The organism is Microbacterium sp. NPDC064942 (assembly GCF_049545525.1).
GTDB classification, from domain to species: Bacteria; Actinomycetota; Actinomycetes; order Actinomycetales; family Microbacteriaceae; genus Microbacterium; species Microbacterium gawkjiense.
Genome location: NZ_JBMWDR010000006.1, coordinates 1 through 25,646, shown reverse-complemented (window position 1 = coordinate 25,646; position 25,646 = coordinate 1). Strand labels below are relative to the sequence as shown.

Sequence of the window (25,646 nt, the reverse complement as noted above, 5' to 3'; positions counted from 1 at the left end):
CGCGCGTCAGGGGCGACGGCGGCACGGCTAGAGTTGCCGCAATGTCCCCCGACGAGACGCCGACGACGAACGATTCGTTGTACCGCGAGATCCCCCGTGCCGAATGGGCGCGGATGGCCGCCGGCATGGAGCAGCCCCTCACCGAGACCGAGGTCGTGCAGCTGCGCGGCATCGGCGACCGCCTCGACATCACCGAGGTGCGCGAGGTCTACCTGCCGCTGAGCCGGCTGCTGTCCCTGTACGCCTCGGCGACCAAACGGCTCGGCGCCGACACGGCGGAGTTCGTCGGCGAGAACGACGCCACGACGCCGTTCATCGTCGCGGTGGCGGGATCGGTCGCGGTCGGCAAGTCGACGGTCGCCCGACTGCTCCGCGAGCTGATGAGCCGGTGGCCCGGGACCCCGCGCGTCGAACTCGTGACGACCGACGGCTTCCTCTACCCCAACGCCGAGCTCGAACGCCGCGGGATCATGGACCGAAAGGGCTTCCCCGAGTCGTACGACCGCCGCGCGCTCGTCGAGTTCCTGCTCGCGGTGAAGTCCGGCGAGGCAGAGGTGAAGGCGCCCTACTACTCGCACATGCGGTACGACATCATCCCCGACGCCCAGGTCACGGTGCGCCGGCCGGACGTCATCATCGTCGAGGGGTTGAACGTGCTCGCCCCGGCACCGAATCCCCACGACATCGCCGTCAGCGAGCTGTTCGACTTCTCGGTCTACGTCGACGCCGACCACGACCACATCGCCCAGTGGTACGTGAACCGCTTCCTCGCCCTCCGCGAAGCGGCGTTCTCGAACCCGAACTCGTTCTTCAAGGTCTTCGCCGACATCTCCGACGACGAGGCCGTGACACGCGCGCTCGGATACTGGAACGAGATCAACCTCCCCAACCTGGTCGAGAACGTCGAACCCACCCGTCACCGTGCGAGGCTCATCCTCCGCAAGGCCGCGGACCACACCGTCGAGACGGTGCGCCTGCGCAAGCTCTGACTCAGGCGCGCCGCATCCGGCGCCACAGGGCGAGCACCAGCATCCCGATACTCGCTCCGGTCACGTTCGCGACGATGTCGAGCACGCTCGGCACCCGGTGGCTGAGCAGCAGCGCCTGCCCGCACTCGATCGTGACGGTCGCGACCAGGGCGATCGGCAGCACGAGTTCGGGCGAGCGGCGCAGGATCAGCGGCAGCAGCACTCCGAACGGCACGAACAGGGCGACGTTGGCCGCGAACTCGACACGGGGTCGCGTGATCGCGGGCAGGCGCCGCGAGAGCGCGTCGATCAGCGGGGCGACATCGGCGTCGACGGGCGTCGGCCAGAACGCGATGACCGCGAGCAACAGCAGGTACCCCGCCAGGACGAGCACGGGGACGGATGCCGGCGGTCGCCGCGTCCGCGCGGGAAGCGGCGGGCGGGGCGGCGTCCCCGGCGGCAGCGGGGGCGGGGTGTCGGGCATCGGTCCTCCTCGGGGGTGACGCGACGCTGCGACGTGAGCGCGAGTCTACGGCCCGCGCGGGCTCACATCGTCATGACACACCACGGCCTCCCCCACTCTGCTAGGTTGCGGCCAGGGGTCGTGGGGATCCCTGGATTCTGGGGAGAACAATGAGCGTTTCAGCGCGCAAGATCAGGGGTTTCCGGGCCGCCGCGGTATCGATCGCGACGGCCCTCGTCGCATCCGTGCTCACGTTGGGCGGCGGATCGGCAGCGACCGCAGCAACGGTGTCGGAGGTGGAGCCGAACAACGGGATGGCGGCGGCCAACCTCATCGCGTTGGGTGACACGGTGTCGGCTTCGTCGTTGTCGTCGTCCTATTACGACGACGACTGGTACGCGGTCGACATCCCGCAGGCGGGGAGGGTGACGTTCGATGTGCGATTCCCGCGGAATCTCACGGGTCAGGCGTACGACTTCGAGGTCTATGACGCAGCCGGCAATCAGAGATACGCGTTCGACCTCAACGCTCTCGACTACGACGGCAAGGCGCTTCGTGACTCCGCCACGTACCTGTCCGCGGGGCGCGCGTTCATCCACGTGTACGGCAGGAACAATCGTGACAGCTGGGGCGCGTCCTACTCCCTGTCGGTGACCTCGAAGGCGGGGTACGTCGAGACGGAGGGCAACGGCGAGCAGGCCGCGGCGGATCTGATCTCGCTCGGCAAGACCGTGTCGGCTTCGTCGTTGTCGTCGTCCTATTACGACGACGACTGGTACGCGGTCGACATCCCGCAGGCGGGGAGGGTGACGTTCGATGTGCGATTCCCGCGGAATCTCACGGGTCAGGCGTACGACTTCGAGGTCTATGACGCAGCCGGCAATCAGAGATACGCGTTCGACCTCAACGCTCTCGACTACGACGGCAAGGCGCTTCGTGACTCCGCCACGTACCTGTCCGCGGGGCGCGCGTTCATCCACGTGTACGGCAGGAACAATCGTGACAGCTGGGGCGCGTCCTACTCCCTGTCGGTGACCTCGAAGGCGGGGTACGTCGAGACGGAGGGCAACGGCGAGCAGGCCGCGGCGGATCTGATCTCGCTCGGCAAGACCGTGTCGGGTTCCTCGTTGACGGCGTCCTACTACGACGAGGACTGGTACGCCGTTCGGGTCCCCTCAGCCGGGCCCCTCGTCGTCGACTTACGCGGTCCCCGCGGAACGAGCGGCAGCACGTACGACGTCGAACTGTACGACGCCATCGGGAACAGTCTCTTCAGCGCGGATCTGGACAGCGTCGTCAACACCGGATCCTGGCTCGCAGCGCAACGCGTGACGGCACCGAAGGGGTACGTCTACCTGCGGGTGTACAGCCGGAACAACCGCATGACGTGGGGCAAGACGTACACCCTCACCATCGGCCAGAAGCTCACGAAGACGCCGACGGCGAGCATCTCCGGACCGCCCCGCGTCGGCAAGACTCTGACGGCCGAAGCCGGCACGTGGGCACCGTCTGGCGTGAAGGTCTCGTACCAGTGGCTCCGCAACGGCAAGCCGATCGCGAAGGCGACGTCGTCCACGTACAAGGTCGTCGCTGCTGATGCGGGAACATCCCTCTCGGTCCGCACGACAGGCTCCAAGTCCGGCTACGTCTCCGTGACGCGCACCAGCAAGGCCGTCAAGCCGCTCTACTCCTTCACGAAAGCCCCCACTCCGACGATCTCCGGCTTGGCAACCGTGGGCAAGAAGCTCACGGCCAAGCCCGGTACGTGGGCCCCCGCGACGGCGACCCTCTCGTACCGATGGCTTCGCGACGGCAAGGCGATCCGTGGCGCGGTGAAGTCGACCTACACGCTCACGAAGGCGGACAAGGGAAAGAAGATCAGCGTCGAGGTGACGGCCACCAAGAAGCTGTATGCCACGACGAGCAAGACGAGCAAGCCGATCACGGTGCGGTGACGTCTGAGAACGGCCGGTGTCCCGCTCGAAACGCCGGCCGTTCTCCCGGCACCGCAGCGCGCGCCCGTCACCGCGCCCGTCACCGCGCCGGGTAGTACCCGAACACCTGCGTGTAATAGGGGAGGCCCTTCGACGAGCACGCGACGCCGATCCCGATGCGGTTGTACGAACCCAGGATGTTGGCGCGGTGACCCGTCGATCCCATCCACGCGGCGGTCACCTTCTGCGGGGTGTACCCGAAGGCGACGTTCTCACCCGCGCGGGTCCATCCCTTCGGGATCTGCGATGCGTAGTACGGGTTGTGGCTCATCCGGTTGGCGGCGGCCTGCTTGCCGGACCAGTTCACCGCGACGGTCGACATCGCCGAGTTCAGCGACAGGGCGGACTTGCCCTTCGCCTTCCGGGCGGCGTTCACGTCGGCCAGGATCCGCTTCTGCACAGCGGACTGGGTCGTTCCGGTGCAGGACGTCGACACGGCCGCCGACGCCGTGCCGGCGGGCAGCACGGAGAGGGCGAGCGCGAGGGCCGCGGTGAGGGCGAGCGCCGACCGTCGTCGGACGCGAGGGGATGCGGACATGGGGGGAACTCCATCGTGTGGGGGCACGGCCGCGCTGGGGACGCGGAAGTCCATAGGTACCAAACGCATGTTTCGGGCACCACCCCTTGCCGTTGCCGACGGCGACGCGCCCGGCGCCCCGCCGGGGGCGGAGTCCCAGCCGCCCGCACCTAGCATGGAGCGCATGTGTGGAATCGTCGGATACGTGGGGCCTCGGGACAGCCAGGCCATCCTTCTCTCGGGTCTCGCCCGTCTCGAGTACCGTGGCTACGACTCCGCCGGCATCGCCGTCATCGACCGCGAGGGCGACCTCGACATGCGCAAGCGCGCCGGCAAGCTCCAGGTGCTCCGCGACGACCTGACCGCGCACCCGATGGCCGACGGCACGACGGGCATCGGCCACACGCGGTGGGCCACCCACGGCGGACCGACCGACGTCAACGCGCACCCGCACCTCGCCGACGACGGCAAGCTCGCCGTCATCCACAACGGCATCATCGAGAACTTCGCCGAGCTCAAGGCCGAGCTCCTCGCCGAGGGCTACACGTTCCGCAGCGAGACCGACACCGAGGTCGCCGCCGTCCTGCTCGGGCGGGAGTTCGCGGCATCCCACGATCTGGTCGCCGCCTTCCGCGCCGTCGTCGCCCGTCTCGAGGGGGCGTTCACGCTGCTCGCGATGCACCAGGACCAGCCGGGCCTCGTCGTCGGCGCGCGTCGCAACTCGCCGCTGGTGATCGGGCTCGGCGAGGGGGAGAACTTCCTCGGCTCCGACGTCGCCGCCTTCGTCGAGCACACCCGCAACGCCCTCGCGATCGGGCAGGACCAGATCGTCGCCATCACGCCGCAGGGCGTCGAGGTCACCGACTTCGCCGGGAGCACCGTCGAGGTCGAGCCGTTCGAGGTCGTCTGGGACGCGTCCGCCGCCGAGAAGGGCGGCTGGTCGTCGTTCATGGCCAAGGAGGTCTCGGAAGAGCCCGAAGCCGTCGCGAACACGCTCCGCGGCCGACTGCACGAGGGTGCGGTCGTCATCCCCGAGCTCGACGGGCTCGACGACCTGTTCCTCGGCATCAACCGCGTCATCGTCGTCGCCTGCGGCACCGCCGCGTACGCCGGCATGGTCGGCAAGTACGCGCTCGAGCAGTGGACGCGCGTGCCCGTCGACGTCGAGCTCGCGCACGAGTTCCGCTACCGCGACCCCGTCATCGGCCCCGACACCCTCGTTGTCTCGATCTCGCAGTCGGGCGAGACGATGGACACCCTCATGGCCGTCAAGTACGCCCGTGAGCAGGGCGCCAAGACGCTGTCGATCTGCAACACGCAGGGCGCGACGATCCCGCGCGAGTCCGACGCGATCGTCTACACGCACGCCGGTCCTGAGGTCGCCGTCGCCTCGACGAAGGCGTTCGTCGCCCAGATCACCGCCCTCTACCTGCTGGCCCTCCACATCGGGCGCGTCCGCGGGTCGCTGGCGACGGAGGTCGCCCGCGACGCCGTCGCCCAGCTCGAGGCCGTCCCGGCCGGCATCGCACGGGTCCTCGAGACCGAGCAGGAGCACATCGAGCAGTTCGCGCGGTGGATGGGCGACACCCAGTCGGTGCTCTTCCTCGGCCGTCACGTCGGGTACCCGATCGCCCTCGAGGGTGCACTGAAGCTCAAGGAGCTCGCCTACATCCACGCCGAGGGGTTCGCGGCCGGCGAGCTCAAGCACGGCCCGATCGCGCTCATCGAGCCCGGTCAGGCGGTGTTCGTCATCGTCCCGTCGCCGCGGGCCTCGCGCGAGCTGCACAAGAAGGTCGTCTCGAACATCCAAGAGATCCGCGCTCGCGGCGCTCGTGTGATCGCCGTCGCCGAAGAGGGGGATGCCGCCGTCCTCCCGTTCGCCGACGAGGTGCTCCGCATCCCGCTGGCCGGTCCGCTCTTCGAGCCGCTGCTCGCGGTCGTGCCGCTCCACATCTTCGCGATGGGTCTCGCCACGGCGAAGGGCCTCGACGTCGATCAGCCGCGCAACCTCGCGAAGTCCGTCACGGTCGAGTGAGTCAGGCCGGGTTCGGTCCCGGCCCGAACGACGCGTTCCGCGCCTCGTCGACCCAGGCGCGCAGCTGCCACGGCGCGAACCGGAACAGCCGGGCGACGTCCGCCTGCGCATAGCCCGCCTCGAGCACGGCCGCGACCGCGAACTCCTGCATCGACCCGAAATCCCGGCCGGCGAGCGGACCGGTGCGGAGGTCCCGGAAGCTCCGCGGCGTCGCCGGCCCCGCGGGAGCGCGGGGCGTCGCGGCCGGGGCCGGTGACCCCTCGTAGGGCACCGAGATGACGTAGCCCGGGACGGGACCGGCCGCCGGCGCGGGCTCCGGTTCCGGCGGCTGCTGCCGGGTCGGCGCATACGGCGCGTACGGCCACGGCTGCGGGGGCGCCGCCGGCGCGGCATCCGGCTCCCACACCTCCGGCATCTCGAGCGGCTCGTAGTCCGGCGGCGGCGCGGCCAGGAGGTGCGCGTCTGGCCAGAGGAGCGAATGATCCTCGGGGGCGACGCGGTCGTCGGGCGTGTACGCGGGCGCGTCGGTGTGCGCAGGCGGAGGTGATCCGGCCTGTGAGGCGCCTTCTGCGGAGGTGCTCATCGTGACGTCCTCTTCGGGTGAGGTGATGTCAGAACTCGGAAGCGATGGTGCGGTTGCGCTCACGATAGCGACCCGTGCCCTCGGCGTCACGTGTCGGACCCGGCCCGTCGACACGATCCGCACGCGCGACGACACGGCGGCGAAAAAAGAACGTGACCGGAATCTGGTAGACACGACCGGGGCGTCGACGACACGGCGTTCGTTGTGGAGGGACTTTTTCAATGCGACTTTCTGTCATCGGATGCGGCTACCTGGGCGCCGTGCACGCCGCGGCCATGGCCTCGATCGGCCACGAGGTGGTCGGCATCGACGTGGATGAGCGCAAGATCGCGTCGCTCGCCGCGGGGGAGGCGCCGTTCTTCGAGCCCGGCCTGTCCGAGATCCTCTCCGAGGGCATCGCCTCCGGTCGACTGTCCTTCTCGACCGACTTCGCCGCCGCCGCGGGCGCGGCCGTCCACTTCGTCGGTGTCGGCACGCCCCAGGTCAAGGGCGGCTACGCGGCCGACCTGACCTACGTCAACGCGGCCGTCGACGCGCTCCTCCCGCACCTGTCCGAGGGCGACATCGTCGCGGGCAAGTCGACGGTTCCGGTGGGCACCGCTGCATCCCTCGCTCCCCGCGTCAGCGCGACGGGCGCGACCCTCGTCTGGAACCCCGAGTTCCTGCGCGAGGGGTTCGCCGTGCAGGACACGATCGACCCCGACCGCCTCGTCGCCGGTGTCCCCGCAGGTGACGAGGGCGAGCGCGCCACCCAGGTGCTCCGCGAGGTCTACCACCCGTCGATCGCGAAGGGCACGCCCTTCATCGTGACCGACTACGCGACCGCCGAACTCGTGAAGGTGTCGGCCAACGCGTTCCTCGCGACGAAGATCAGCTTCATCAACGCGATGGCCGAGATCGCCGAGGTCGCCGGCGCCGACGTCACGATGCTCGCCGACGCGATCGGCCACGACGCTCGCATCGGTCGCCGGTTCCTCGGCGCCGGCATCGGGTTCGGCGGCGGCTGCCTGCCGAAGGACATCCGCGCCTTCTCCGCCCGCGCGGAGGAACTCGGCCGCGGTGAGTCGGTCGCGTTCCTGCGCGAGGTCGACGAGATCAACATGCGTCGCCGCGAGCGCGCCGTCCAGCTCGTCCAGGAGGGCCTCGGCGGCGAGGTCTACGGCAAGAAGGTCACCGTGCTCGGTGCCGCCTTCAAGCCGCACTCCGACGACATCCGCGACTCCCCGGGTCTCGACGTCGCCGTTCGGCTGCACGGGCTCGGCGCGAACGTCACCCTCACCGACCCGGAGGCCATCGAGAACGCCCGTCGCCAGCACCCGCAGCTCACCTACGTGGCCGACCGCGACGAGGCGCTGACCGGCGCCGACGCCGTCATCCTCGTCACCGAGTGGGACGAGTACCGTCGCGAGCTCGCCCCCGAGCATGCGGCATCCCTCGCCACCGGCCGCGTCGTCGTCGACGGCCGCAACGCCCTCGACCCCGCCGCGTGGCGCGCCGCCGGCTGGACGTACTACGGGATGGGTCGCCCCTGACCGATGCGCTGCGCTCCGGCGGGTGGTGTCACTGCCCGCCGGAGATCGCCGCGCCCGCCGCCATCAGGAGCAGCGCCGTCGCGTTGTAGACGATGTGCGCGAACACGGCGCCCCACACGCGACCGGTCAGGATGACGAGGGTCGCGCAGACGAGGCCGACGGCGCCCACCGAGAGGGACTCGCCGAGCGGCAGCGAGCCGTCGACGACGTGGATGAGGATGAAGCTCGCCGTCGAGACGAGGACCGCCGCGACCGCCGCCGCCGCGCGACCCGCGGTGCGACGGAGCAGCCCGTACATCGCGACGAGGATGACGGTGCGGAAGAAGAACTCCTCGACCACCGGGCCGACGAGCCCCGACGGGATCGCCTCGGTCAGCAGCCACGACGAGGTGAGGTTCGCGGACGGGAACGGGCGGGCCGCGGCATCCGACACCCATCCCTCGATCACCCGCAGGCCGAGGCCCAGAGCGAGTCCGTAGATCAGGTCCGCGCCGCGCACGCGCAGCAGCCCGGCCGGGCGTCCTCGGCGGAACGCCACCACGACGGGGACCAGCATCCCGACCCACAGGACCGCCGTCGAGACCAGCGGCGCCGACGGCGACCGCCACAGCAGCTGCACGAGCGAGCCGGCGAAGATCGCCGCGCCCAGGCTGAGCAGCGCGATGACCAGCAGGCTGCCGTTCCAGGGGCGCACCCCGGTGCCGCCGAGGCGCCAGTCGGTGCGGCGCCGGCGACGGCCGCGGCGGCGCCGCTCATCGCCGTCGGGGCGGTGCTCGGGCTCGGCGATCGGGGTCTCCGCCTCCGCCGCGGGGGACGAGGGGCCGTCGCTAAGCTGATCCTGCACGGGCCTACCGTATCGGGTGCCCGTCCGCGTCCCACCCCCGCGCCACCGTCCCGCCGAGCACCGAGGGGGAGACTCCGGCGAGGGCGAGTCGCGGCATCCGTCTCGAAGGGCCCCGCGTGATCCACATCCTCACCGTCTGCACGGGCAACATCTGCCGCTCGCCGCTCGTGGCGCTCGTCCTCGAGCAGCGCCTCGCGGACCTCGGCGTGGTGGCGACGAGCGCGGGCATCCGCGCTCGCGAGGGAGTGCGGATGCCGGTCGAAGCCGCTGAGCTTGCGATCGCCCGCGGCGTGCCCGCCGACCGGATCGCGGCCCACGGATCGCGGTACCTGACCGAGGCGATCCTGCAGGGCCCCGACCTGGTGCTCGCCATGGATCGCGACCACCGGCGCGCGGTGGTCGAGCTCGCCCCCGGTCAGCTGCGGACCGCGTTCACGATCCGTGAGTTCGAGCGGCTCGCCGCGGCGACCCCCGACGAGGCGCTGCGGGCCGGTGCGGTCGGCGCGGAGCCGCGGGACCGCCTCCGCGGCGCGCTCGCCGTCCTGTCGGGGCAGCGCGGTCTCGTGCTCCCGCCCGCGGATCCCGCCGACGACGACGTGGTCGACCCCTACGGACGCTCCCGCGAGACCTACGCACGCTCCGACGCGCAGCTCTCGCCGGGTCTCGACGCCGTCGAGCGCGTCGTCCGCCTCGCCGTCGGCTGATCCCGGCGGCTGATCTCGGCGGCTGATCCCGTCGGCTGATCCCGGCGGCTGATCCCGGCGGCTGATCCCGGCGGCGGCAACATCCGCGGAGAAATCGGCGCCACGGAGCGACTCCGGGCGGAAAGTCCGCCTTTCTCCTCGCACACCGGCGCCGGATCTCCGAAGTACGTGCCGGCCGCGCCGTGCGAACGTCCTGCCGCGCACCCCGGATATCCTGATCTGATGCCGTAGAGCGCGGCGAGGGGGAGGCGGCATGATCATCGGCATCGGCGTCGACCTCGTCGACATCCCGCGCTTCGAGGCGTCGATCGCCCGCACCCCGAAACTCATGCAGCGCCTGTTCACGCCCGCCGAGCAGACCCTCAAGCCGCACTCGCTCGCCGCCCGCTACGCGGCGAAGGAGGCGCTCATCAAGGCGCTCGGCGGCTCGGACGGCGTGCACTGGACCGACATCGAGGTGGCCTCCGAACCTTCGGGGCGCCCCGTCTTCGCGCTGTCGGGCGAGACCGCCGTCACCGTCGCCGACCGCGGCATCACGACCGTGCACCTGTCGCTCTCGCACGACGCGGGACTCGCGACGGCCTACGTCGTCGCGGAGGTGGGATCGTGACCCGGATGCCGGAGGGCGTCGCGCGGGAAGCGGTCATCGACGTCGGCGCGATCGAGCACAACGTACGACACCTCGCGCGGGTGACCGCGTCCGAGGTCATCGCCGTCGTGAAGGCCGACGGGTACGGTCACGGAGCCGTCCGCTCGGCGCGGGCGGCCCTCGCCGGCGGGGCGGCGCGCCTGGCGGTCGCCGACGTCGGCGAAGCGCTCGAGCTGCGCGCCGCGGGCATCGACGCCCCCGTGCTCGCCTGGTTGCACGCCCCGGGCGCGGATTTCGCCGAGGCCGCCGCCGCCCGCGTCGAGCTCGGCGTGTCGAGCCTCGAGCAGGTCCGCGCCGCCGCGGCGGCCGGGTCGCCGGAGCGGCCCGTCACGGTGCAGCTCAAGGTCGAGACGGGCCTCGGCCGGAACGGCATCGCCCCCGCCGACTACGGCGCGGTGTTCGCCGAGGCGGCGGCCCTCGAGGAGGCCGGTGTCATCCGGGTCCTGGGCCTGTTCAGTCACCTCTCCAACACGTCCGCCGCCGACGACCGCACGGCGCTGTCGCGCTTCACGGTCGCCCAGGCGGCGGCCGAAGCGGCGGGTCTCCGTCCGCCGTTGCGTCACATCGCGGCATCCCACGCCGCCCTCGACCTGCCCGAGGCGCGCCTGGGCTGCGTCCGTCTCGGTGTCGCGATCTACGGGCTGTCGCCGTTCGCCGACCGGTCGTCCGCCGACCTCGGGCTGCGTCCCGCGATGACGCTCCGGGCGGCGGTCGCCGCTGTGCGCCGCGTGCCCGCGGGGCAGGGGGTCTCCTACGGCTACCTGCACCGCACGGCCAGCGAGTCGACGCTCGCGCTGATCTCGATGGGCTACGCCGACGGTGTTCCGCGCGCGGCCTCGGGAGCCGGCCCCGTCTCGATCGGCGGGCGCACGTTCCCCGTCGCCGGACGCATCGCGATGGACCAGTTCGTCGTCGACGTCGGCGACGCCCCGGTCGCGGTCGGCGACGAGGCCGTGCTCTTCGGCGACCCCGCGACGGGTGTGCCCGCGGCGACCGACTGGGCCGACGCCGCCGACACCATCAACTACGAGATCGTCACGCGCATCGGCCCGCGCGTGCCGCGACGGGAGGTGCGGTCGTGACCGGGATGGAGCACTTCGAGGGGCGCCGAGAGGTCGCCTCGCCCGAGGACATGGAGCGACTCGGCCGCGAGCTGGGCGGCGCCCTGCGCGCCGGCGACCTGCTCGTCCTCACGGGTCCCCTCGGCGCCGGCAAGACGACGCTCACCCGCGGCATCGGCGCGGGTCTGGGGGTCCGCGGCCCGGTCCAGAGCCCCACATTCGTGATCGCCCGCACCCACCCGTCCGAAGTCGGCGGCCCGGCGCTCGTGCACGTCGACGCCTACCGGCTCGGTTCCCCGGCCGAGCTCGACGACCTGGGCCTCGACCCCGACCGGTCGGTCACGATCGTCGAATGGGGGCGCGGCATGGTCGACGGCCTCGTCGACACGTGGTGGGAGCTCGAGATCGAGCGCGGCTGGAGCGGTACGGGCATCGACAACGCCTGCGGCACGACCGGCCCCTACGCCGCCGAGCTCGAAGACGCCGCGCCGCGCATCGTCACCGTCACGCGACGTCCCTGACCGCGGCGGCCGCGTCGCGGCATCCGTCCTCCCGATACCCTTGATCCTGTGATCCTCGGCATCGACACGTCCCTCGGCACGGCCGTCGCCGTCACCGATGTCGACGGTGCGGTGCGCGCCGAGGTCGCCAGTGCCGACCCGCTCGGGCACGCCGAGATCATCGGCTCCCTGCTGCAGCAGGTGATGACGGATGCCGCGCACGGCCCCATCGGTGCGACCGGCGCTCCGCAGCCCGTCGCCCTGACCCACGTGGCCGCGGGCATGGGTCCCGGGCCGTTCACGGGGCTGCGGGTCGGAATCGCGGCGGCGCGCGCGTTCGCGCTGGGCCGTGGCATCCCGGTCGTCCCCGTCCGCAGCCACGACGTGGCCGCCCTCGCGGTGCTGCTCGCCGACCCGTTCGCCGAGCTGCCGCGGTTCGCGGTCGTTACCGACGTCCGCCGCCGCGAGTTCGCGTACACCGTCTACGACGGCATCGACGACGACGGACTCCCGCGGCGCGTGATCGACGCCACCCTGACCCCGCGCGACGCCGTCGACGACGCGCTCGCCGCGCACGGCGCCGAGCGCCGGGACGTGACGGCGATCCCGGGCGCGATGGTCGCGCTCGTCGCGGCGCGCGCGGTCGCGGCGGGCCGGGTCGAGTCCCTCGGCGAGCCGCTCTACCTGCGCGCACCCGACGTCACCCTCCCCGGCGCTCGCAAGAGGGTCGGCTCGTGACCCTCCGCACCGCGACCGCCGCGGACCTCGACGACATCATGCGCCTCGAGCGCGCGTCCTTCCCGACCGACGCGTGGAGCGACGCCCTCATGGCGGGCGAGCTCGCCTCCCCCCACGGGCGGTACGTCGTCGACGTCGAGGCGGGCCGCCTCGTCGGGTACGGCGGTGTGCGCGCCGTGCAGGGCGCAGCGGATGCCGACATCCAGACGATCGCCATCGCCGCCGACGCGCGGGGGCACGGCCGGGGCCGCGCGCTGCTGCGCGAACTGCTCGCGACGGCCCGGTCCCGCGGCGCGCGCGAGGTGTTCCTCGAGGTGCGCGCCGACAATCCCGGAGCCGCCGCGCTCTACCTGTCCGAAGGGTTCGCCGAGGTGGGCCGCCGGCCGCGCTACTACCAGCCCGACGACGTCGACGCGGTCGTCATGCAGCTGAATCTCGTCGCCTGGGACGCCCGTCGCACCGCGGCGCCGACCGCCGCCGAAGGATGGTGCTGAGATGACGCACGAACCCCTGGTGCTCGGTATCGAGACGAGCTGCGACGAGACCGGCATCGGCATCGTCCGGGGTCGCACCCTGCTCTCGAACACGATCGCGAGCTCGATGGACGAGCACGCCCGCTACGGCGGCGTCGTGCCCGAGGTCGCCGCGCGCGCCCACCTCGAGGCGCTGCAGCCGGCGATCGAGGCGGCGCTCGCCGAGGCGCAGGTCTCGCTCGCCGACCTCGACGCGGTCGCCGTCACGAGCGGGCCGGGTCTCGCCGGCGCCCTCATGGTCGGCGTGGGCGCCGCCAAGGCGCTCGCCGTCAGCCTCGACAAACCGCTGTACGCCGTGAACCACCTCGTGGGGCACATCGCCGCCGACATCCTCACCGGTGACGAGGTCGAGTACCCGACCGTCGCGCTGCTCGTGAGCGGCGGGCACACCTCGTTGCTCCTCGTCCGCGACCTCGTCTCCGACGTCGAGCTGCTCGGCGAGACGATGGACGACGCCGCCGGCGAGGCCTTCGACAAGATCGCCCGCATCCTCGGTCTGCCCTATCCCGGCGGCCCCGAGATCGACAAGGCCGCCGCGACGGGCGACCCGCAGGCGATCCGGTTCCCGCGCGGCATGTCGCGTGCGTCGGACATGGCCGAGCACCGCTACGACTTCTCGTTCTCAGGGCTCAAGACGGCCGTCGCGCGCTGGGTCGAGCAGCGCGAGGCGGCCGGTGAGCCCGTCTCGGTGCCCGACGTGGCGGCATCCTTCCGCGAAGCGGTCGTCGACGTCCTCGTGACGAAGGCGCTCGACGCCTGCGCGCGTCACGACGTGCCCCGCCTGCTGCTGGGCGGCGGCGTGATCGCGAACAAGCGCCTGCGCGACGTCGCGCTCGAGCGTGCGCAGGCCGCGGGGGTGGCCGTCCGCATCCCGCCCCTCTCGCTCTGCACCGACAACGGGGCGATGATCGCGGCACTGGCGTCCGAGCTCATCATGAGCGGTCGCCCCGCCTCGACCCTCGCGTTCGGCGCCGACTCGACCCTGCCCGTCACGACGATCCAGGTGGAGCCCTCGTCATGAGCGACGAGCGGATGCCGCCGCCCGCCGTACCTGCCGCGGACGAGCCCCCCGCCGCCCCCGCCGTCGAGGTGGCATCGCCCGACGTCGTCCTCGCGCCGACGGACACCGCGCTCCCCGGCGTGCACCGGGGCGGTTTCCGTCGGGAGCTCACGCAGCCGCTGCCCGTCGCGCCGCCACTCGCGGTGCACCCGGATCCCGCCGAGGCCGCCGCCCCGGACGTCCGCTGGATCCCCCCGGCGCCGGTGCTGCCGCGGAGCGCCGGCTGGTCGCTGCTGTTCGGGTCGCTCGCGCTCGTGCTGGCCTGCTTCGTCGGCTGGGGGTTCCCGGTCGGCGTGATCGGCGTCGTCCTCGCGGTCCTCGCGCTGCGACGCCCGTGGGAGAAGCGCGAGACCGCGCTCTGGGGGCTCGGCCTGAGCATCGCCTCGCTCGCCTACAGCGCCGGTTGGCTGTGGTGGGCGGCCTCGCAGGGCGCCCTGTCCGCCTGACTCAGACGCGCTCCGCGAGCACGGCGACCCGCTTCGCGTCCCGCCCCTCGCCGACCCTCGTGAGGATCAGCGTCGCTGAGGCGTCGCCGCGCAGCGCGAGCTTGCGCCGGAACTGCGCCGGGTCGACGTCGACGCCGCGCTTCTTGATCTCGACCGTGCCGACGCCCCTGTCGCGGAGAGCGGCGTTGATCGCGGGCACCTTCATCGGCAGGACGTCCCGCACCCGGAACGTCCGCACGAAGGGGTTCGTCAAGGCGGCATCCGAGGTCAGGTAGGCGATGCCCTCGGCCACCATCCCCGCCCGCAGTTCCCGGGCGACCTCGCCGATCAGGCGCGCGCGGATGACGGCGCCCTCGGGCTCGTGGAGGAAGGCGCCGAGCTCGCGGACCGGCTCGTCGGGCGCGTCGGCGGCCGCCGTCAGTTCCGCCGCGGCCCGGCCCCGCATCACGAGCGCCGAGCGTGCCACGCCGTCGCGACGCAGGGCGCCCGACCACAGCACGAGCTCGACGGTCGAACCGTCGACGCTGATCCACTGCGCCTCGACGTCGTCGGGGAGCAGGCTGCGATCGAGGCCCGGTCCGAGTTTGATGCCCACCGGCATCCGCTCTGCGAGGGCGAACGCCCAGTCGAGCGAGGGCGACCAGTCCTCGGGCCGGGTGCGGCTGGTCTCGCTGTGCCCCGCGGTCCGACGGGCGGGGTCGAGCCAGACCGCGTCCCAGCCGTCCAGGTCGGTCTCCTCGGCGAGGCCCTGCCGCACGGTGACCGCATCGCCGAACGGCGCGAGGTTGTAGGCGGCGAGGGCGGCCGTCGTCTCGTCGGCGTCGACCGCGAGCACGTCGAGGCCGATGCCCGCGAGTCCCAGGGCGTCGCCGCCGATGCCGCATCCGAGGTCGGCGACGCGGGTGATCCCCGCGGCCCGGAACCGTCCGGCGTGCCGGGCGGCGACCTCGAGGCGGGTCGCCTGCTCGAGTCCCGCGCGGGTGAACAGCATGCGCTCGGCGAACGGACCGAACTTGCCCTCTGCACGCACCCGCAGGTGCGCCTGACCGACGACGGCCGACACGAGATCGGGGGAGTGGCCGGCGGCACGCAGCCGCGAGACGGCCGCCGCGACCTCGGCGGTGGATGCCAGGGGTCCGACCTCGTCGATCATCCGCAGCCCCTGGGGGGTCAGGAGGGCGGTGAGCTCGGCCTTGTCCATCCGGCCAGCCTAGGTCTCCGCGGTCGGATGGTGCGTCGCCGCATCCGTCATCGTGTTGGCACTCGCGTTGCATGAGTGCCAACCGCGCTCTAGACTCTTGTTAGCACTCTCGGTAAGCGAGTGCTGATGAGTCTTGTAGCAGGACCCCACCAGCAAGAAAGAGGTAGACCGTGTCGGTTTCCATCAAGCCGCTCGAAGACCGCATCGTCATCAAGCAGGTCGAGGCCGAGCAGACCACCGCAAGTGGCCTGGTCATCCCTGACACCGCCAAGGAGAAGCCCCAGGAGGGCGAGGTCGTGGCCGTGGGCCCCGGCCGCATCGACGACAACGGCAACCGCGTTCCGCTCGACGTCGCCGTCGGCGACCGCGTCCTGTACAGCAAGTACGGCGGCACCGAGGTCAAGTTCGGCGCCGACGAGTTCCTCGTCCTGTCGGCTCGCGACGTCCTGGCGGTCGTCGTCCGCTGACACGCAGCGACTGCAGCGCAGGGCCCGGATGCTTCGGCATCCGGGCCCTGTTCCGTTGATGGCAGGATCCGGGCGATCGACGGCAGTGCGGATGACGCGCCCGCTGTCATGACCGTCGTAGGCTTGTGCTCATGACACCCGAGCAGGCCGCGCGCGAGAAGTCCCTCGGGGGCGTCTTCGTCTTCTCGGCCTACGTCCTGTGGGGCTTCCTGCCGCTCTACTTCGTCAGCCTCGCCCCGACGACCCCGTGGGAGGTCGTCGGCTGGCGCATCCTGCTGAGCCTCGTCTTCTGCATCGCGCTGCTCGCGATCACCCGCGGCTGGGGGCGGATGCGGGTCATCCTGCGCGATCGTCGCCTCATGCTTTGGACGCTCCTGGCGGGCCTGCTCATCTACGTCAACTGGCAGGTCTTCCTCATCGGGACCCTGACCGGTCACGTCGTAGAGACGAGCCTCGGGTACTTCATCAACCCGATCGCGACCGTGCTCCTCGGCGTCATCGTGCTGAAGGAACGCCTGCGCACTGCGCAGTGGGTCGCGGTCGGCATCGCGGGCGTCGCGGTGGTCGTGATCATCGTCGCGGTCGGCCGCGTGCCCTGGATCGCGCTCGCCCTCGCGGCGAGCTTCGCGACGTACGGTCTCGTCAAAAAGAAGATCGGACCGTCGGTGGATGCCGTGAGCGGCCTCACCCTCGAGTCCTTCTGGCTCGTGCCGATCGCCGTCCTCCAGCTCGTCCTCGTCGGCGTCACCTCCGGACTGACGATGGGCCGCGAAGGGACCGGGCACACCGTCCTGCTCCTGCTGGCGGGGGCCGTCACCGCCGTTCCGCTCCTCTTCTTCTCCGCCGGCGCCCGCCGCACCACGCTGACCGTGGTCGGCATCCTGCAGTTCATCGCGCCGATCATGCAGTTCCTCACCGGGGTGCTCATCCTCGGCGAGCCGATGCCCTTCGAGCGCTGGATCGGATTCGGCCTCGTCTGGGTCGCCGTCGCGGTCTTCACGGTGGACTCGCTTCTGTCGTCCCGGCGCAACCGGACCCGCGCCGAAGCGCTGGTGCCCGACCCCGTCTGACCGCGCTTTCCGAGACCGTTATGGGAGCGTGCCCACCTCGTTACACATCGTTAACGAACGGCAACATTGGGGAGACGAGCGCGCCACTAGGTTGAACACACCGGGCTGGTCCCGAACTGACCCGTGTCACCACAGCAAGGAGCACAATGAGCGTTCTCTCCCGTTCGCGTTCCGCAAAGGTCATGGGCGCCATCGCCCTGGTCGGCGCGAGCGCATTGGTCCTGGCCGGTTGCGCCGGATCCTCGACCCCCACAGCGTCCGGCGGCGCGTCCAACGAGCCGGCCGGTTTCAAGTTCCCGGTCAACTGCGACGAGGCCGAACCGGCCTCGTACACCCCGGAGTACACCTCCACGTCGGAGGGCCCCGCCACCGACCTCGAGTTCACCATCGGCACCGCGTTGCCTGTCACCGGAAACCTCGCCTTCCTCGGCCCGCCCGAGATCGCCGGCACTGAATTCGCTGCCGCTGAGGTCAACGAAGCGGCGAAGGGTGTGACCATCAACCTCGTCCAGGGCGACTCGGGCGACACCGACAACAAGGCCTACGAGACCGAGATCCCCCGTCTGCTGAACGCGGGCGCCACGGCGATCATCGGCGCGGCGTCCTCCGGCACGTCGCTGCAGTTCATCGATCAGGTCATCGCCGCCGACGCGATCCAGTTCTCGCCCGCCAACACCTCGGCCGCCTTCACGGGTTACGAGGACAAGGGTCTCTACTGGCGCACCGCTCCTTCCGACGTCCTGCAGGGCGAGGTGCTCGGCAACCTCATCGCGGGCGACGGCGCCGAGACGCTCGGCATGATCATCCTCAACGACTCGTACGGAACGGGTCTCGCCTGCTTCACGAAGGCCGCCTTCGAGAACGCCGGCGGCGAGGTGGTCTCCGCGTCGCTGTACAACACGGGTGACACCAACTTCTCGGCTCAGGTCGAGGACGTCCTCGCGGCTGACCCCGACGCCATCGCGCTGATCACGTTCGAAGAGGTGAAGACGATCATCCCCGAGCTCGTGGGTGCCGACTTCCCGAAGGACAAGATGTACCTCGTGGACGGCAACCTCTCGAACTTCGGCGACGAATTCGAGGCCGGCACCCTGACGGGCGCCAAGGGAACCTACCCCGCCGTCGACCCCGACAGCATCGCCACGTTCCGCGAGGATCTCAACGCGTTCTGGACGGGCGAGGGCAACGAGGAGCTCAAGGACTACACCTACGGTCCCGAGTCCTACGACGCGGTCATCCTCCTCGCACTCGCTGCCCTCGAGGCCGGCTCCAGCGAGGGTCCGGACGTCGCTGCGCACTTGCAGCAGGTGTCCGGCGGCTCGGGTGACGGCACGAAGTGCACCACCTATGCGGAGTGCGCCGACATCATCAACGCCGGTGAGGTCGCCGACTACGACGGTGTCTCGGGCCCCATCACCTTCAACGAGGTGGGCGACCCGACGGAGGCATCCATCGGTGTCTTCCAGTACGGCGAGGACAACAACTACTCGTTCCTCAACGTCGGCTGATTCGACGATCACAGAACGGCCCCGGTCCTCGGACCGGGGCCGTTCTCTGTGCGCCCGACGCGCTGTCACCGGCAGCGATGGGCCGGCGCTCGGTGCATCGCGGCAGGGGAGCGGATGCCGCCGCCGAGGACGTCCGCCGGCGGCATTTCGTGCGCACATGACGACGCCCCCGACCGAAAGCCGGGGGCGTCGAAGGGTCCTTCTGGAGGTCAGGTGCCGAGCGTCCCCAGGTAGAGGCCGATGACCTTCGGATCGTTGAGCAGCTCGCGGCCGGTGCCCGTGTAGGCGTCACGGCCCTGATCGAGGACGTAGCCCCGGTCGCAGATTTGCAGGCACCGGCGCGCGTTCTGCTCGACCATGATGGTCGTCACACCGGCTTTGTTGATCTCCGAGACGCGGAGGAACGCCTCGTCCTGGCGGGACGGCGACAGACCGGCCGACGGCTCGTCCAGCAGGAGGACGTAGGGGTCCATCATCAGTGCGCGGCCCATGGCGACCATCTGCCGCTCGCCGCCCGAGAGCGAACCGGCCCGTTGCTGCAGACGCTTGGCGAGGTCGGGGAAGATCGACGTCACGAAGTCGATGCGTTCGTTGACGACCTTCGGCCGCTGATACGCACCCATCTGCAGGTTCTCAGCGATCGACAGGCTCGGGAAGACGTTGTTCGTCTGCGGGACGAACCCGACACCCTTCGCCACCAGCTTGTTCGCTCGCAGGCCCGTGATCTCCTCGCCATTGAGCATGACGGCACCGGAGCGGACCTTCACCTGCCCGAAGATCGCCTTGAGCATCGTGGACTTACCGGCGCCGTTGGGGCCGATGATCCCGATGAGCTCGCCCTTCGCGGCCGTCAGATTGGCGCCGTTGAGGATGTTGACGCCCGGCAGATAGCCGGCGTGCACATCTCGCAGCTCGACGACGTTCTGAGCACGTGCAGTCGCAGTCGCGCCCGCGGGGGATGCGGCGGTGTCGCTCACTTGGTCTCCTCCGTTCCGCGCGTCGAGCCCGGAGTGCCGGGTGCCGACGAATCCTCCGCGGCGTGCGTCGTGGCATCCGCCTCGACGGTGTCCTGCAGCTTGTGCTGCTCCTCGATCAGTTCCTGAGCTTCGGCGGTCAGCTCGCCCTCGTAGCGGCCCGTGACGACGCCGAGATCGACGTCCTGGTGGGCCCCGAGGTAGGCGTCGATGACGGCCTGCTCTTTCATGACGGTGTCGGGCGGCCCCTCGGCGACGACCTTCCCCTCGGCCATCACGACGACCCAGTCGGCGATGTGACGGACCATGTGCATGTCGTGCTCGACGAAGAGCACCGTCATCCCGAGGTCCTTGAGATCCAGGATGTGGTCGAGGAGGGACTGCGTGAGCGCCGGGTTGACGCCGGCCATCGGCTCGTCGAGCATGACCAGCGTCGGGTCGCTCATCAGGGCGCGCGCCATCTCGAGGAGTTTGCGCTGACCGCCAGAAAGCGATGCTGCGAAGTCCTTCTCCTTGGCGTCGAGCTTGAACCGGGCGAGCAGGCCGCGGGCCTTGTCCTCGATCGCTGCTTCCTGCTTGCGCCAGAGGAACGGCAGGATGCCGCGCCAGATGGTCTCGCCACCCTGACCGGGCGCCCCGAGCTTCATGTTCTCGAGCACCGTGAGCAGTCCCAGCGACTTCGTCAGCTGGAAGGTGCGCACCTGGCCCATCCGGGCGGCCTTGAACGCCGGGATGCCGGCGAGGTTCTGGCCGTCGAAGGACCAGGTGCCCTCGTTGGGCTTGTCGAACCCGGTCAGCAGGTTGAACAAGGTGGTCTTGCCGGCACCGTTCGGGCCGATGAGCGCGGTGATGGCATTCCGCGGGATCTCGAGGTGGTCGACGTCGACGGCGGTCAAGCCGCCGAAGACTCGCTTGACACCGTCGGCGACGATGATCGGGTCGACCTTCTCCACACCGGGGCGGATCTCGCCCTTGTGCAGGCCGGTGGCCTTGGGACGGGGAGCGGGGGGCGCGACGTCAGCGGACAAAGGTCAGCTCCTTCTTGCTTCCGAGGATGCCCTGCGGTCGGAAGATGACCAGCAGCATGAGGGCGACACCCACCAGGACGAACACGAGCATCTGGCTCTGCTCCGCGGTGAGGAAGGGCAGCCAGCCGATCTTCACGAGCGCGGGGAGGAGGTTGGACAGGAATGCGCGGACGACCCAGAAGAGCACCGCTCCGAGCACGGGGCCGAAGATCGTGGCGGCGCCGCCGAGCAGCAGGGCCGTCCAGACGTAGAACGTCTGCGACGTCACGTACACGTTCGGGTTCACGTTGGTACCCATCGCCGTCACGATTCCGCCGGCCGCGATGATCACGCCGCCCACGATGAGCGCCTGCATCTTGAAGGCGAACACGTTCTTCCCCAACGAGCGCACGGCGTCCTCGTCTTCGCGGATCCCGCGGATGACACGTCCCCAGGGACTCCGCATCAGCAGCCAGACGAAGGCGACGACGACCGCGATGACGACGATGCCGACGATGATGACCCACCACTGGTCGGACTGATACGTCCACGGTCCGAAGCCGTAGCGGCCCGGCGGCAGCGGGTTGCTCGCGCGGAAGTCGCGCTGGAAGCCCGAGAGGCCGTCCGCCGAACCCGTCACCTCGCGGTAGGAGGACGTCAGGAAGAGCAGACGCACCACCTCCGCCGCAGCGATCGTGACGATGGCCAGGTAGTCCCCTCGCAGACGCAGAGTCGGGATGCCCATGACCAGGGAGAACAGCACCGCGCCGACCAAGCCGATCAGGGCTGCCACCGCCCAGGGAAGGCCGAAGGTGAGTGTCGAGATCGCGAAGCCGTAAGCGCCGACGGCCATGAAGCCCGCGACGCCCATGTTGAGCAGGCCGGCGAAGCCGAAATGAACGGAGAGACCGATCGCCGCGAGAACGAAGCCGAGGGTGACCGGCGACAGGATCTGCGCCGCGGTGTTGCTGAGGATCTGGAGGAAGTCCATGAGGCGTTATCCGATTCGCTCTCGGCGCCCGAGGAGACCCTGCGGACGGAACAGAAGGATGACGATGAGCACGACGAGCGCGCCGACGTACTTCAAATCGGACGGGATCCACAGCGTCGAGACCTCGACGAGCAGGCCGACGATGATCGCGCCCACGAGCGCGCCGAAGGCGGTGCCGAGACCGCCCAGCGTGATGGCGGCGAAGACCAGGAGCAGGATGCTCGTGCCCATGTCCCACTTGATCCCCGGGCGGAAGTAAGCCCACAGGACGCCCGACAGTCCCGCGAGCGCAGCGGCCATGATCCAGACGATGCGGACGACGTTGTCGACGTCGATGCCGCTTGCCGCTGCCAAGGACGGATTGTCGGAGACGGCGCGCGTCGCGCGACCGATGCGGGTGCGCATGAGCCAGAAGGCGAATGCCACGATGACGACGATGGAGACGCCCATGCTGATCAGGTCGGTCACCGTCAGCCGGATCGGGCCGAGCCCCGGGATCGTTGCGGATGCTCCGCCCGGCAGATTGACCGTCCCACCGCCGACGAACATCTGGAAGACGTAGCGCAGCGCCAGCGACAGGCCGATCGAGACGATCATGAGCTGGACCGTGCCGATGCCCTTTCGTCGCAATGGCCGCCACAGGCCGGCATCCATCCCGAATCCGAACAGCCCCGAGACGATCACCGCGAGCGGGATCGCGATCCAGATCGGCATGTCCACGGCTACGGAGAAGAAGAGCGCTGCCAGTGCGCCGAAGGTCACCATCTCGCCGTGCGCGAAGTTCGACAGACCGGTCGTGCCGAAGACGAGGGAGGCGCCGATCGCGGCGAGGGCGAGCATGAGACCGAAGTTCAGCCCGTTCACGGCTCGAGACAGGAACTGGTCGAAGAAGGACGTCGTCGTCCGTTCCGCCGCTCCCAGCGTGAAGTTGCGCGTCACGTTGCTCGTCGCGCCGAACTCCACCTCTTGCGTGAACTCGAAGCCGTCGGGCGCGCTCACGCCGTCCGGAAGCGAGTCCTCGACGAGCTCGACCGTGTAGGGCACGTCCTTCGTGGGGACGGGCACGCGCCACGATCCGTTCGCTGCGGTCTCCGCCTCACCCGTGTATTCACCGCCCATCACGACCACCGTGGCACCTTCGACGGGCTCACCAGCGGCCCGGACGTTGCCTTGGACGGCGAAAGGGAAATCCTCCGGATCTTGGGTGCCGGCCATCGCGGGATTCGCGAGGCCGAACAGCAGAGCGCCGGAGAAGACTCCGGCGATGAGGGCTACGAGTGCGCGTCGCCATCGATTGCGGGCGCGCACAGAGCGGGTGGTCGTCACCGACACCTCCTGGTTGAAGCATGGTCAGCGCGCAGAGGTACGGGTGCCCCCGGCGCCACACGACCGTATCCAGCGATTGTTGCCGCTGTGTTTCCCTGCCGCAACCATCGACACTCCGCCTCTTGCCCTCATCTCGGGCGGAGGGAATGAAAGCAGCGCCCCGCGCCTTAGAATTCAGACAAGCCGTTCGATGCAGGAGAGCACATGGAGCACAACGACCCGTTCGGATTCGTGGGACTGACGTACGACGATGTCCTGCTGCTGCCCGGTCACACGGACGTCATCCCGTCCGAGGCCGACACCTCCTCCCGGGTCACGCGACGCATCACCGTCGCGACTCCTCTCCTCTCCGCCGCGATGGACACCGTCACCGAGTCGCGCCTCGCGATCGCCATCGCGCGCGAGGGCGGCATCGGCATCATCCACCGCAACCTGTCGATCGCCGACCAGGCATCCATGGTCGACCGCGTGAAGCGCAGCGAGTCGGGGATGATCACCGACCCGATCACGACGACCCCCGACGCGACCATCGAAGAGGTGGACGCGCTCTGCGGGCAATACCGCATCTCGGGTCTCCCCGTGGTGGATGACGAGGGGCACCTCGTCGGCATCGTCACCAACCGCGACATGCGTTTCGTCTCGGGCTTCGAGCGCCAGACGACGAAGGTGCGCGACGTCATGACGAGCGAGAACCTCGTCACCGGCAAGGTCGGCATCGGGGCGAACGAGGTCATCGCCCTCTTCGCCCACCACCGTGTCGAGAAGCTCCCCCTCATCGATGAGGAGGGAAAGCTCGCCGGGCTCATCACCATCAAGGACTTCGACAAGAGCGAGAAGTACCCGCTCGCCACGAAGGACGATCAGGGCCGGCTGCGGGTCGGCGCAGCGATCGGGTTCTTCGGCGACGCCTGGGAGCGCGCCGAGGCGCTGCGGGATGCCGGGGTCGACGTCATCGTGGTGGACACGGCCAACGGCCAGTCCGCCGGAGTCATCGACATGGTCAAGCGGATCAAGGCCGACGCCTCGTTCGCCCACATCGACGTGATCGGCGGCAACGTCGCGACCCGCGAAGGCGCGCAGGCGTTGATCGACGCCGGAGTGGATGCCGTCAAGGTCGGCGTCGGGCCGGGGTCGATCTGCACGACCCGCGTCGTCGCCGGCGTGGGCGTGCCGCAGGTGACCGCCATCTACGAGGCGTGGCTCGCGGCGCGCGAGGCCGGCGTGCCGATCATCGCAGACGGTGGTCTGCAGTACTCGGGAGATATCGCGAAGGCGCTCGTCGCCGGTGCGGACACGGTCATGCTCGGTTCACTCCTGGCGGGTACCGACGAGTCCCCGGGGGAGGTCGTCTTCCAGGGCGGCAAGCAGTTCAAGCTCTACCGGGGGATGGGTTCGCTCGGTGCGCTGCAGACGCGTGGCAAGAAGACCTCCTACTCGAAGGACCGTTACTTCCAGGCGGACGTGCCGAGCGACGACAAGCTGATCCCCGAAGGCATCGAGGGGCAGGTCGCATACCGCGGTCCGGTCTCGGCCGTCGCGTACCAGCTCGTCGGTGGGCTTCGCCAGTCGATGTTCTATGTGGGCGCCCGCACGATCGAGGAGCTGAAGGCGCGCGGCAAGTTCGTGCGCATCACCTCGGCCGGTCTGAAGGAGTCCCACCCGCACGACGTCCAGATCGTCGTCGAGGCGCCGAATTACAAGCGCTGAGCGGGTCTGCGAGCCCGACACGCCCGGGATGCGGGGCTGATTTGCCCAGTCCCCGAACCCCGCGTAACTTATTACTTGTTCGCCCCACAGGGAAGAGCGAGAGGCCGAAAGGCCCGCCGCCCTCAAGATGGCGAACCACCCCCTCCAAGAAGAAACAGTCGCTCTGCGATTGGGTCTGACCTCAGGTCTAGGACGGGGCATCGGGACGCTCCCGCAGCCGTCACCTCCCACACTCCGGATCTTTCGAGATCGCCGGCGTGTCGGGTTTGACGGGTTCGCGGGTGTCGTCCTAAGGTAGAGAAGTTGCCTCACTACGAAGCCCTTGCGGGGGTGGTGTGGGAGCATCCGATCCTTGAGAACTCAACAGCGTGCACTTGTCAAATGCCAAATAACCTCGATCTCGGCTTCGGCTGAGGTGAGATTCCTTTGGATCAAAGTCGGCATTTCGGTGTCGGCGATGGATAGTCAGCAATGATTTATCTTTTTGGTCAGTTCAAACTCGCTGCTTCGGCCTATTCCGGTCGTTGTCAGTATTTTTCTTTTACGGAGAGTTTGATCCTGGCTCAGGATGAACGCTGGCGGCGTGCTTAACACATGCAAGTCGAACGGTGAAGCAGAGCTTGCTCTGTGGATCAGTGGCGAACGGGTGAGTAACACGTGAGCAACCTGCCCCTGACTCTGGGATAAGCGCTGGAAACGGCGTCTAATACCGGATATGAGCTGCGATCGCATGGTCAGCAGTTGGAAAGATTTTTCGGTCTGGGATGG

25 protein-coding genes and 1 rRNA gene are annotated in these 25,646 nt (G+C 69.8%); 17 read left to right on the top strand and 9 right to left on the bottom strand.

The window, feature by feature from the left end; translation table 11 throughout:
* The first annotated feature begins 41 nt into the window (after positions 1-41).
* Positions 42-989 (top strand): type I pantothenate kinase, encoded by a 948-nt coding sequence (gene coaA / locus ACPEH2_RS10865; protein WP_423718672.1) that lies wholly within the window; start codon positions 42-44, stop codon positions 987-989.
* A gap of 1 nt (position 990) precedes the next feature.
* Here the strand turns inward: coaA and ACPEH2_RS10860 are convergent, their stop codons facing one another.
* A complete protein-coding gene (locus tag ACPEH2_RS10860; RefSeq protein ID WP_423718671.1) occupies positions 991-1,452 on the bottom strand; it encodes a VanZ family protein in 462 nt (153 codons plus the stop codon).
* Between the two features lie 149 nt (positions 1,453-1,601).
* Between ACPEH2_RS10860 and ACPEH2_RS10855 the strand changes: the two genes are divergently transcribed.
* Positions 1,602-3,386, top strand: a complete 1,785-nt coding sequence (locus ACPEH2_RS10855) for a hypothetical protein (protein WP_423718670.1) — start codon at positions 1,602-1,604, stop codon at positions 3,384-3,386.
* 79 nt (positions 3,387-3,465) lie between these two features.
* Here the strand turns inward: ACPEH2_RS10855 and ACPEH2_RS10850 are convergent, their stop codons facing one another.
* Positions 3,466-3,963, bottom strand: coding sequence for a CAP domain-containing protein (locus ACPEH2_RS10850; protein ID WP_311861595.1), 498 nt, complete (start codon positions 3,961-3,963; stop codon positions 3,466-3,468).
* 163 nt (positions 3,964-4,126) lie between these two features.
* On the opposite strand from ACPEH2_RS10850, the gene glmS reads away from it, so the two are divergent.
* Positions 4,127-5,977 (top strand): glutamine--fructose-6-phosphate transaminase (isomerizing), encoded by a 1,851-nt coding sequence (gene glmS, locus ACPEH2_RS10845; RefSeq protein WP_423718669.1) that lies wholly within the window; start codon positions 4,127-4,129, stop codon positions 5,975-5,977.
* A 1-nt stretch (position 5,978) separates the two neighbouring features.
* On the opposite strand, the gene ACPEH2_RS10840 is transcribed toward glmS, so the two are convergent.
* Complete coding sequence (locus ACPEH2_RS10840) at positions 5,979-6,560, bottom strand: hypothetical protein (protein WP_423718668.1); 582 nt, start codon at positions 6,558-6,560, stop codon at positions 5,979-5,981.
* A gap of 221 nt (positions 6,561-6,781) precedes the next feature.
* On the opposite strand from ACPEH2_RS10840, the gene ACPEH2_RS10835 reads away from it, so the two are divergent.
* On the top strand, positions 6,782-8,092 hold the full coding sequence (locus tag ACPEH2_RS10835) for a UDP-glucose/GDP-mannose dehydrogenase family protein (protein WP_311861601.1): 1,311 nt from the start codon (positions 6,782-6,784) through the stop codon (positions 8,090-8,092).
* A 28-nt stretch (positions 8,093-8,120) separates the two neighbouring features.
* Here ACPEH2_RS10835 and ACPEH2_RS10830 read toward each other — a convergent pair whose 3' ends face one another.
* Positions 8,121-8,936, bottom strand: a complete 816-nt coding sequence (locus ACPEH2_RS10830; RefSeq protein ID WP_253035327.1) for a CPBP family intramembrane glutamic endopeptidase — start codon at positions 8,934-8,936, stop codon at positions 8,121-8,123.
* Between the two features lie 116 nt (positions 8,937-9,052).
* On the opposite strand from ACPEH2_RS10830, the gene ACPEH2_RS10825 reads away from it, so the two are divergent.
* The 8 genes from ACPEH2_RS10825 (at position 9,053) to ACPEH2_RS10790 (ending at position 14,627) form a co-directional block, all read left to right on the top strand.
* Complete coding sequence (locus ACPEH2_RS10825; RefSeq protein WP_423718667.1) at positions 9,053-9,640, top strand: low molecular weight phosphatase family protein; 588 nt, start codon at positions 9,053-9,055, stop codon at positions 9,638-9,640.
* A 253-nt stretch (positions 9,641-9,893) separates the two neighbouring features.
* Complete coding sequence (locus ACPEH2_RS10820; RefSeq protein ID WP_366214313.1) at positions 9,894-10,250, top strand: holo-ACP synthase; 357 nt, start codon at positions 9,894-9,896, stop codon at positions 10,248-10,250.
* A 5-nt stretch (positions 10,251-10,255) separates the two neighbouring features.
* Positions 10,256-11,371 (top strand): alanine racemase, encoded by a 1,116-nt coding sequence (alr, locus tag ACPEH2_RS10815; RefSeq protein ID WP_423718794.1) that lies wholly within the window; start codon positions 10,256-10,258, stop codon positions 11,369-11,371.
* Positions 11,368-11,871 carry a tRNA (adenosine(37)-N6)-threonylcarbamoyltransferase complex ATPase subunit type 1 TsaE gene (gene tsaE / locus ACPEH2_RS10810; protein WP_217528297.1) on the top strand — a complete coding sequence of 168 codons (504 nt, stop codon included), beginning with the start codon at positions 11,368-11,370 and terminating at the stop codon, positions 11,869-11,871. The genes alr and tsaE overlap by 4 nt, the downstream gene beginning before the upstream one ends.
* 48 nt (positions 11,872-11,919) lie before the next feature.
* Positions 11,920-12,588 carry a tRNA (adenosine(37)-N6)-threonylcarbamoyltransferase complex dimerization subunit type 1 TsaB gene (gene tsaB, locus ACPEH2_RS10805; protein ID WP_423718666.1) on the top strand — a complete coding sequence of 223 codons (669 nt, stop codon included), beginning with the start codon at positions 11,920-11,922 and terminating at the stop codon, positions 12,586-12,588.
* Positions 12,585-13,082, top strand: coding sequence for a ribosomal protein S18-alanine N-acetyltransferase (gene rimI, locus ACPEH2_RS10800; protein WP_423718665.1), 498 nt, complete (start codon positions 12,585-12,587; stop codon positions 13,080-13,082). The genes tsaB and rimI overlap by 4 nt, the downstream gene beginning before the upstream one ends.
* Position 13,083: 1 nt before the next feature.
* Positions 13,084-14,142 (top strand): tRNA (adenosine(37)-N6)-threonylcarbamoyltransferase complex transferase subunit TsaD, encoded by a 1,059-nt coding sequence (gene tsaD / locus ACPEH2_RS10795; protein ID WP_064003267.1) that lies wholly within the window; start codon positions 13,084-13,086, stop codon positions 14,140-14,142.
* Complete coding sequence (locus ACPEH2_RS10790) at positions 14,139-14,627, top strand: hypothetical protein (protein WP_423718664.1); 489 nt, start codon at positions 14,139-14,141, stop codon at positions 14,625-14,627. Before tsaD ends, ACPEH2_RS10790 begins: the two co-directional genes overlap by 4 nt.
* Position 14,628: 1 nt before the next feature.
* Here the strand turns inward: ACPEH2_RS10790 and ACPEH2_RS10785 are convergent, their stop codons facing one another.
* Entirely contained in the window at positions 14,629-15,828 is a 1,200-nt protein-coding gene (locus ACPEH2_RS10785) for a THUMP-like domain-containing protein (protein ID WP_423718663.1), read from the bottom strand.
* 170 nt (positions 15,829-15,998) lie between these two features.
* On the opposite strand from ACPEH2_RS10785, the gene groES reads away from it, so the two are divergent.
* From groES to ACPEH2_RS10770, 3 genes are all read left to right on the top strand, one after another.
* Positions 15,999-16,295 (top strand): co-chaperone GroES, encoded by a 297-nt coding sequence (gene groES, locus ACPEH2_RS10780; RefSeq protein WP_017203655.1) that lies wholly within the window; start codon positions 15,999-16,001, stop codon positions 16,293-16,295.
* Positions 16,296-16,426: 131 nt separating this feature from the next.
* On the top strand, positions 16,427-17,365 hold the full coding sequence (rarD, locus tag ACPEH2_RS10775) for an EamA family transporter RarD (RefSeq protein ID WP_253035318.1): 939 nt from the start codon (positions 16,427-16,429) through the stop codon (positions 17,363-17,365).
* A 146-nt stretch (positions 17,366-17,511) separates the two neighbouring features.
* Positions 17,512-18,873, top strand: a complete 1,362-nt coding sequence (locus ACPEH2_RS10770; RefSeq protein WP_217528283.1) for an ABC transporter substrate-binding protein — start codon at positions 17,512-17,514, stop codon at positions 18,871-18,873.
* A gap of 209 nt (positions 18,874-19,082) precedes the next feature.
* Here ACPEH2_RS10770 and ACPEH2_RS10765 read toward each other — a convergent pair whose 3' ends face one another.
* Genes ACPEH2_RS10765 through ACPEH2_RS10750 form a run of 4 tightly spaced genes read right to left on the bottom strand, consistent with a single transcriptional unit; the run spans position 19,083 to position 23,171 of the window.
* A complete protein-coding gene (locus tag ACPEH2_RS10765; RefSeq protein ID WP_366214317.1) occupies positions 19,083-19,850 on the bottom strand; it encodes an ABC transporter ATP-binding protein in 768 nt (255 codons plus the stop codon).
* Positions 19,847-20,875, bottom strand: a complete 1,029-nt coding sequence (locus ACPEH2_RS10760) for an ABC transporter ATP-binding protein (RefSeq protein WP_217528279.1) — start codon at positions 20,873-20,875, stop codon at positions 19,847-19,849. The genes ACPEH2_RS10765 and ACPEH2_RS10760 overlap by 4 nt, the downstream gene beginning before the upstream one ends.
* Positions 20,865-21,845 carry a branched-chain amino acid ABC transporter permease gene (locus tag ACPEH2_RS10755; protein WP_217528277.1) on the bottom strand — a complete coding sequence of 327 codons (981 nt, stop codon included), beginning with the start codon at positions 21,843-21,845 and terminating at the stop codon, positions 20,865-20,867. The genes ACPEH2_RS10760 and ACPEH2_RS10755 overlap by 11 nt, the downstream gene beginning before the upstream one ends.
* A 6-nt stretch (positions 21,846-21,851) precedes the next feature.
* The gene (locus ACPEH2_RS10750; RefSeq protein WP_423718662.1) at positions 21,852-23,171 is read right to left on the bottom strand and encodes a branched-chain amino acid ABC transporter permease; all 1,320 of its coding nucleotides are present in this window, start codon (positions 23,169-23,171) and stop codon (positions 21,852-21,854) included.
* Between the two features lie 204 nt (positions 23,172-23,375).
* Between ACPEH2_RS10750 and guaB the strand changes: the two genes are divergently transcribed.
* Both guaB and ACPEH2_RS10740 read left to right on the top strand, forming a co-directional pair.
* On the top strand, positions 23,376-24,878 hold the full coding sequence (guaB, locus tag ACPEH2_RS10745; protein ID WP_359919841.1) for an IMP dehydrogenase: 1,503 nt from the start codon (positions 23,376-23,378) through the stop codon (positions 24,876-24,878).
* 540 nt (positions 24,879-25,418) lie between these two features.
* Positions 25,419-25,646, top strand: a 16S ribosomal RNA gene (locus ACPEH2_RS10740); the annotation flags it as partial.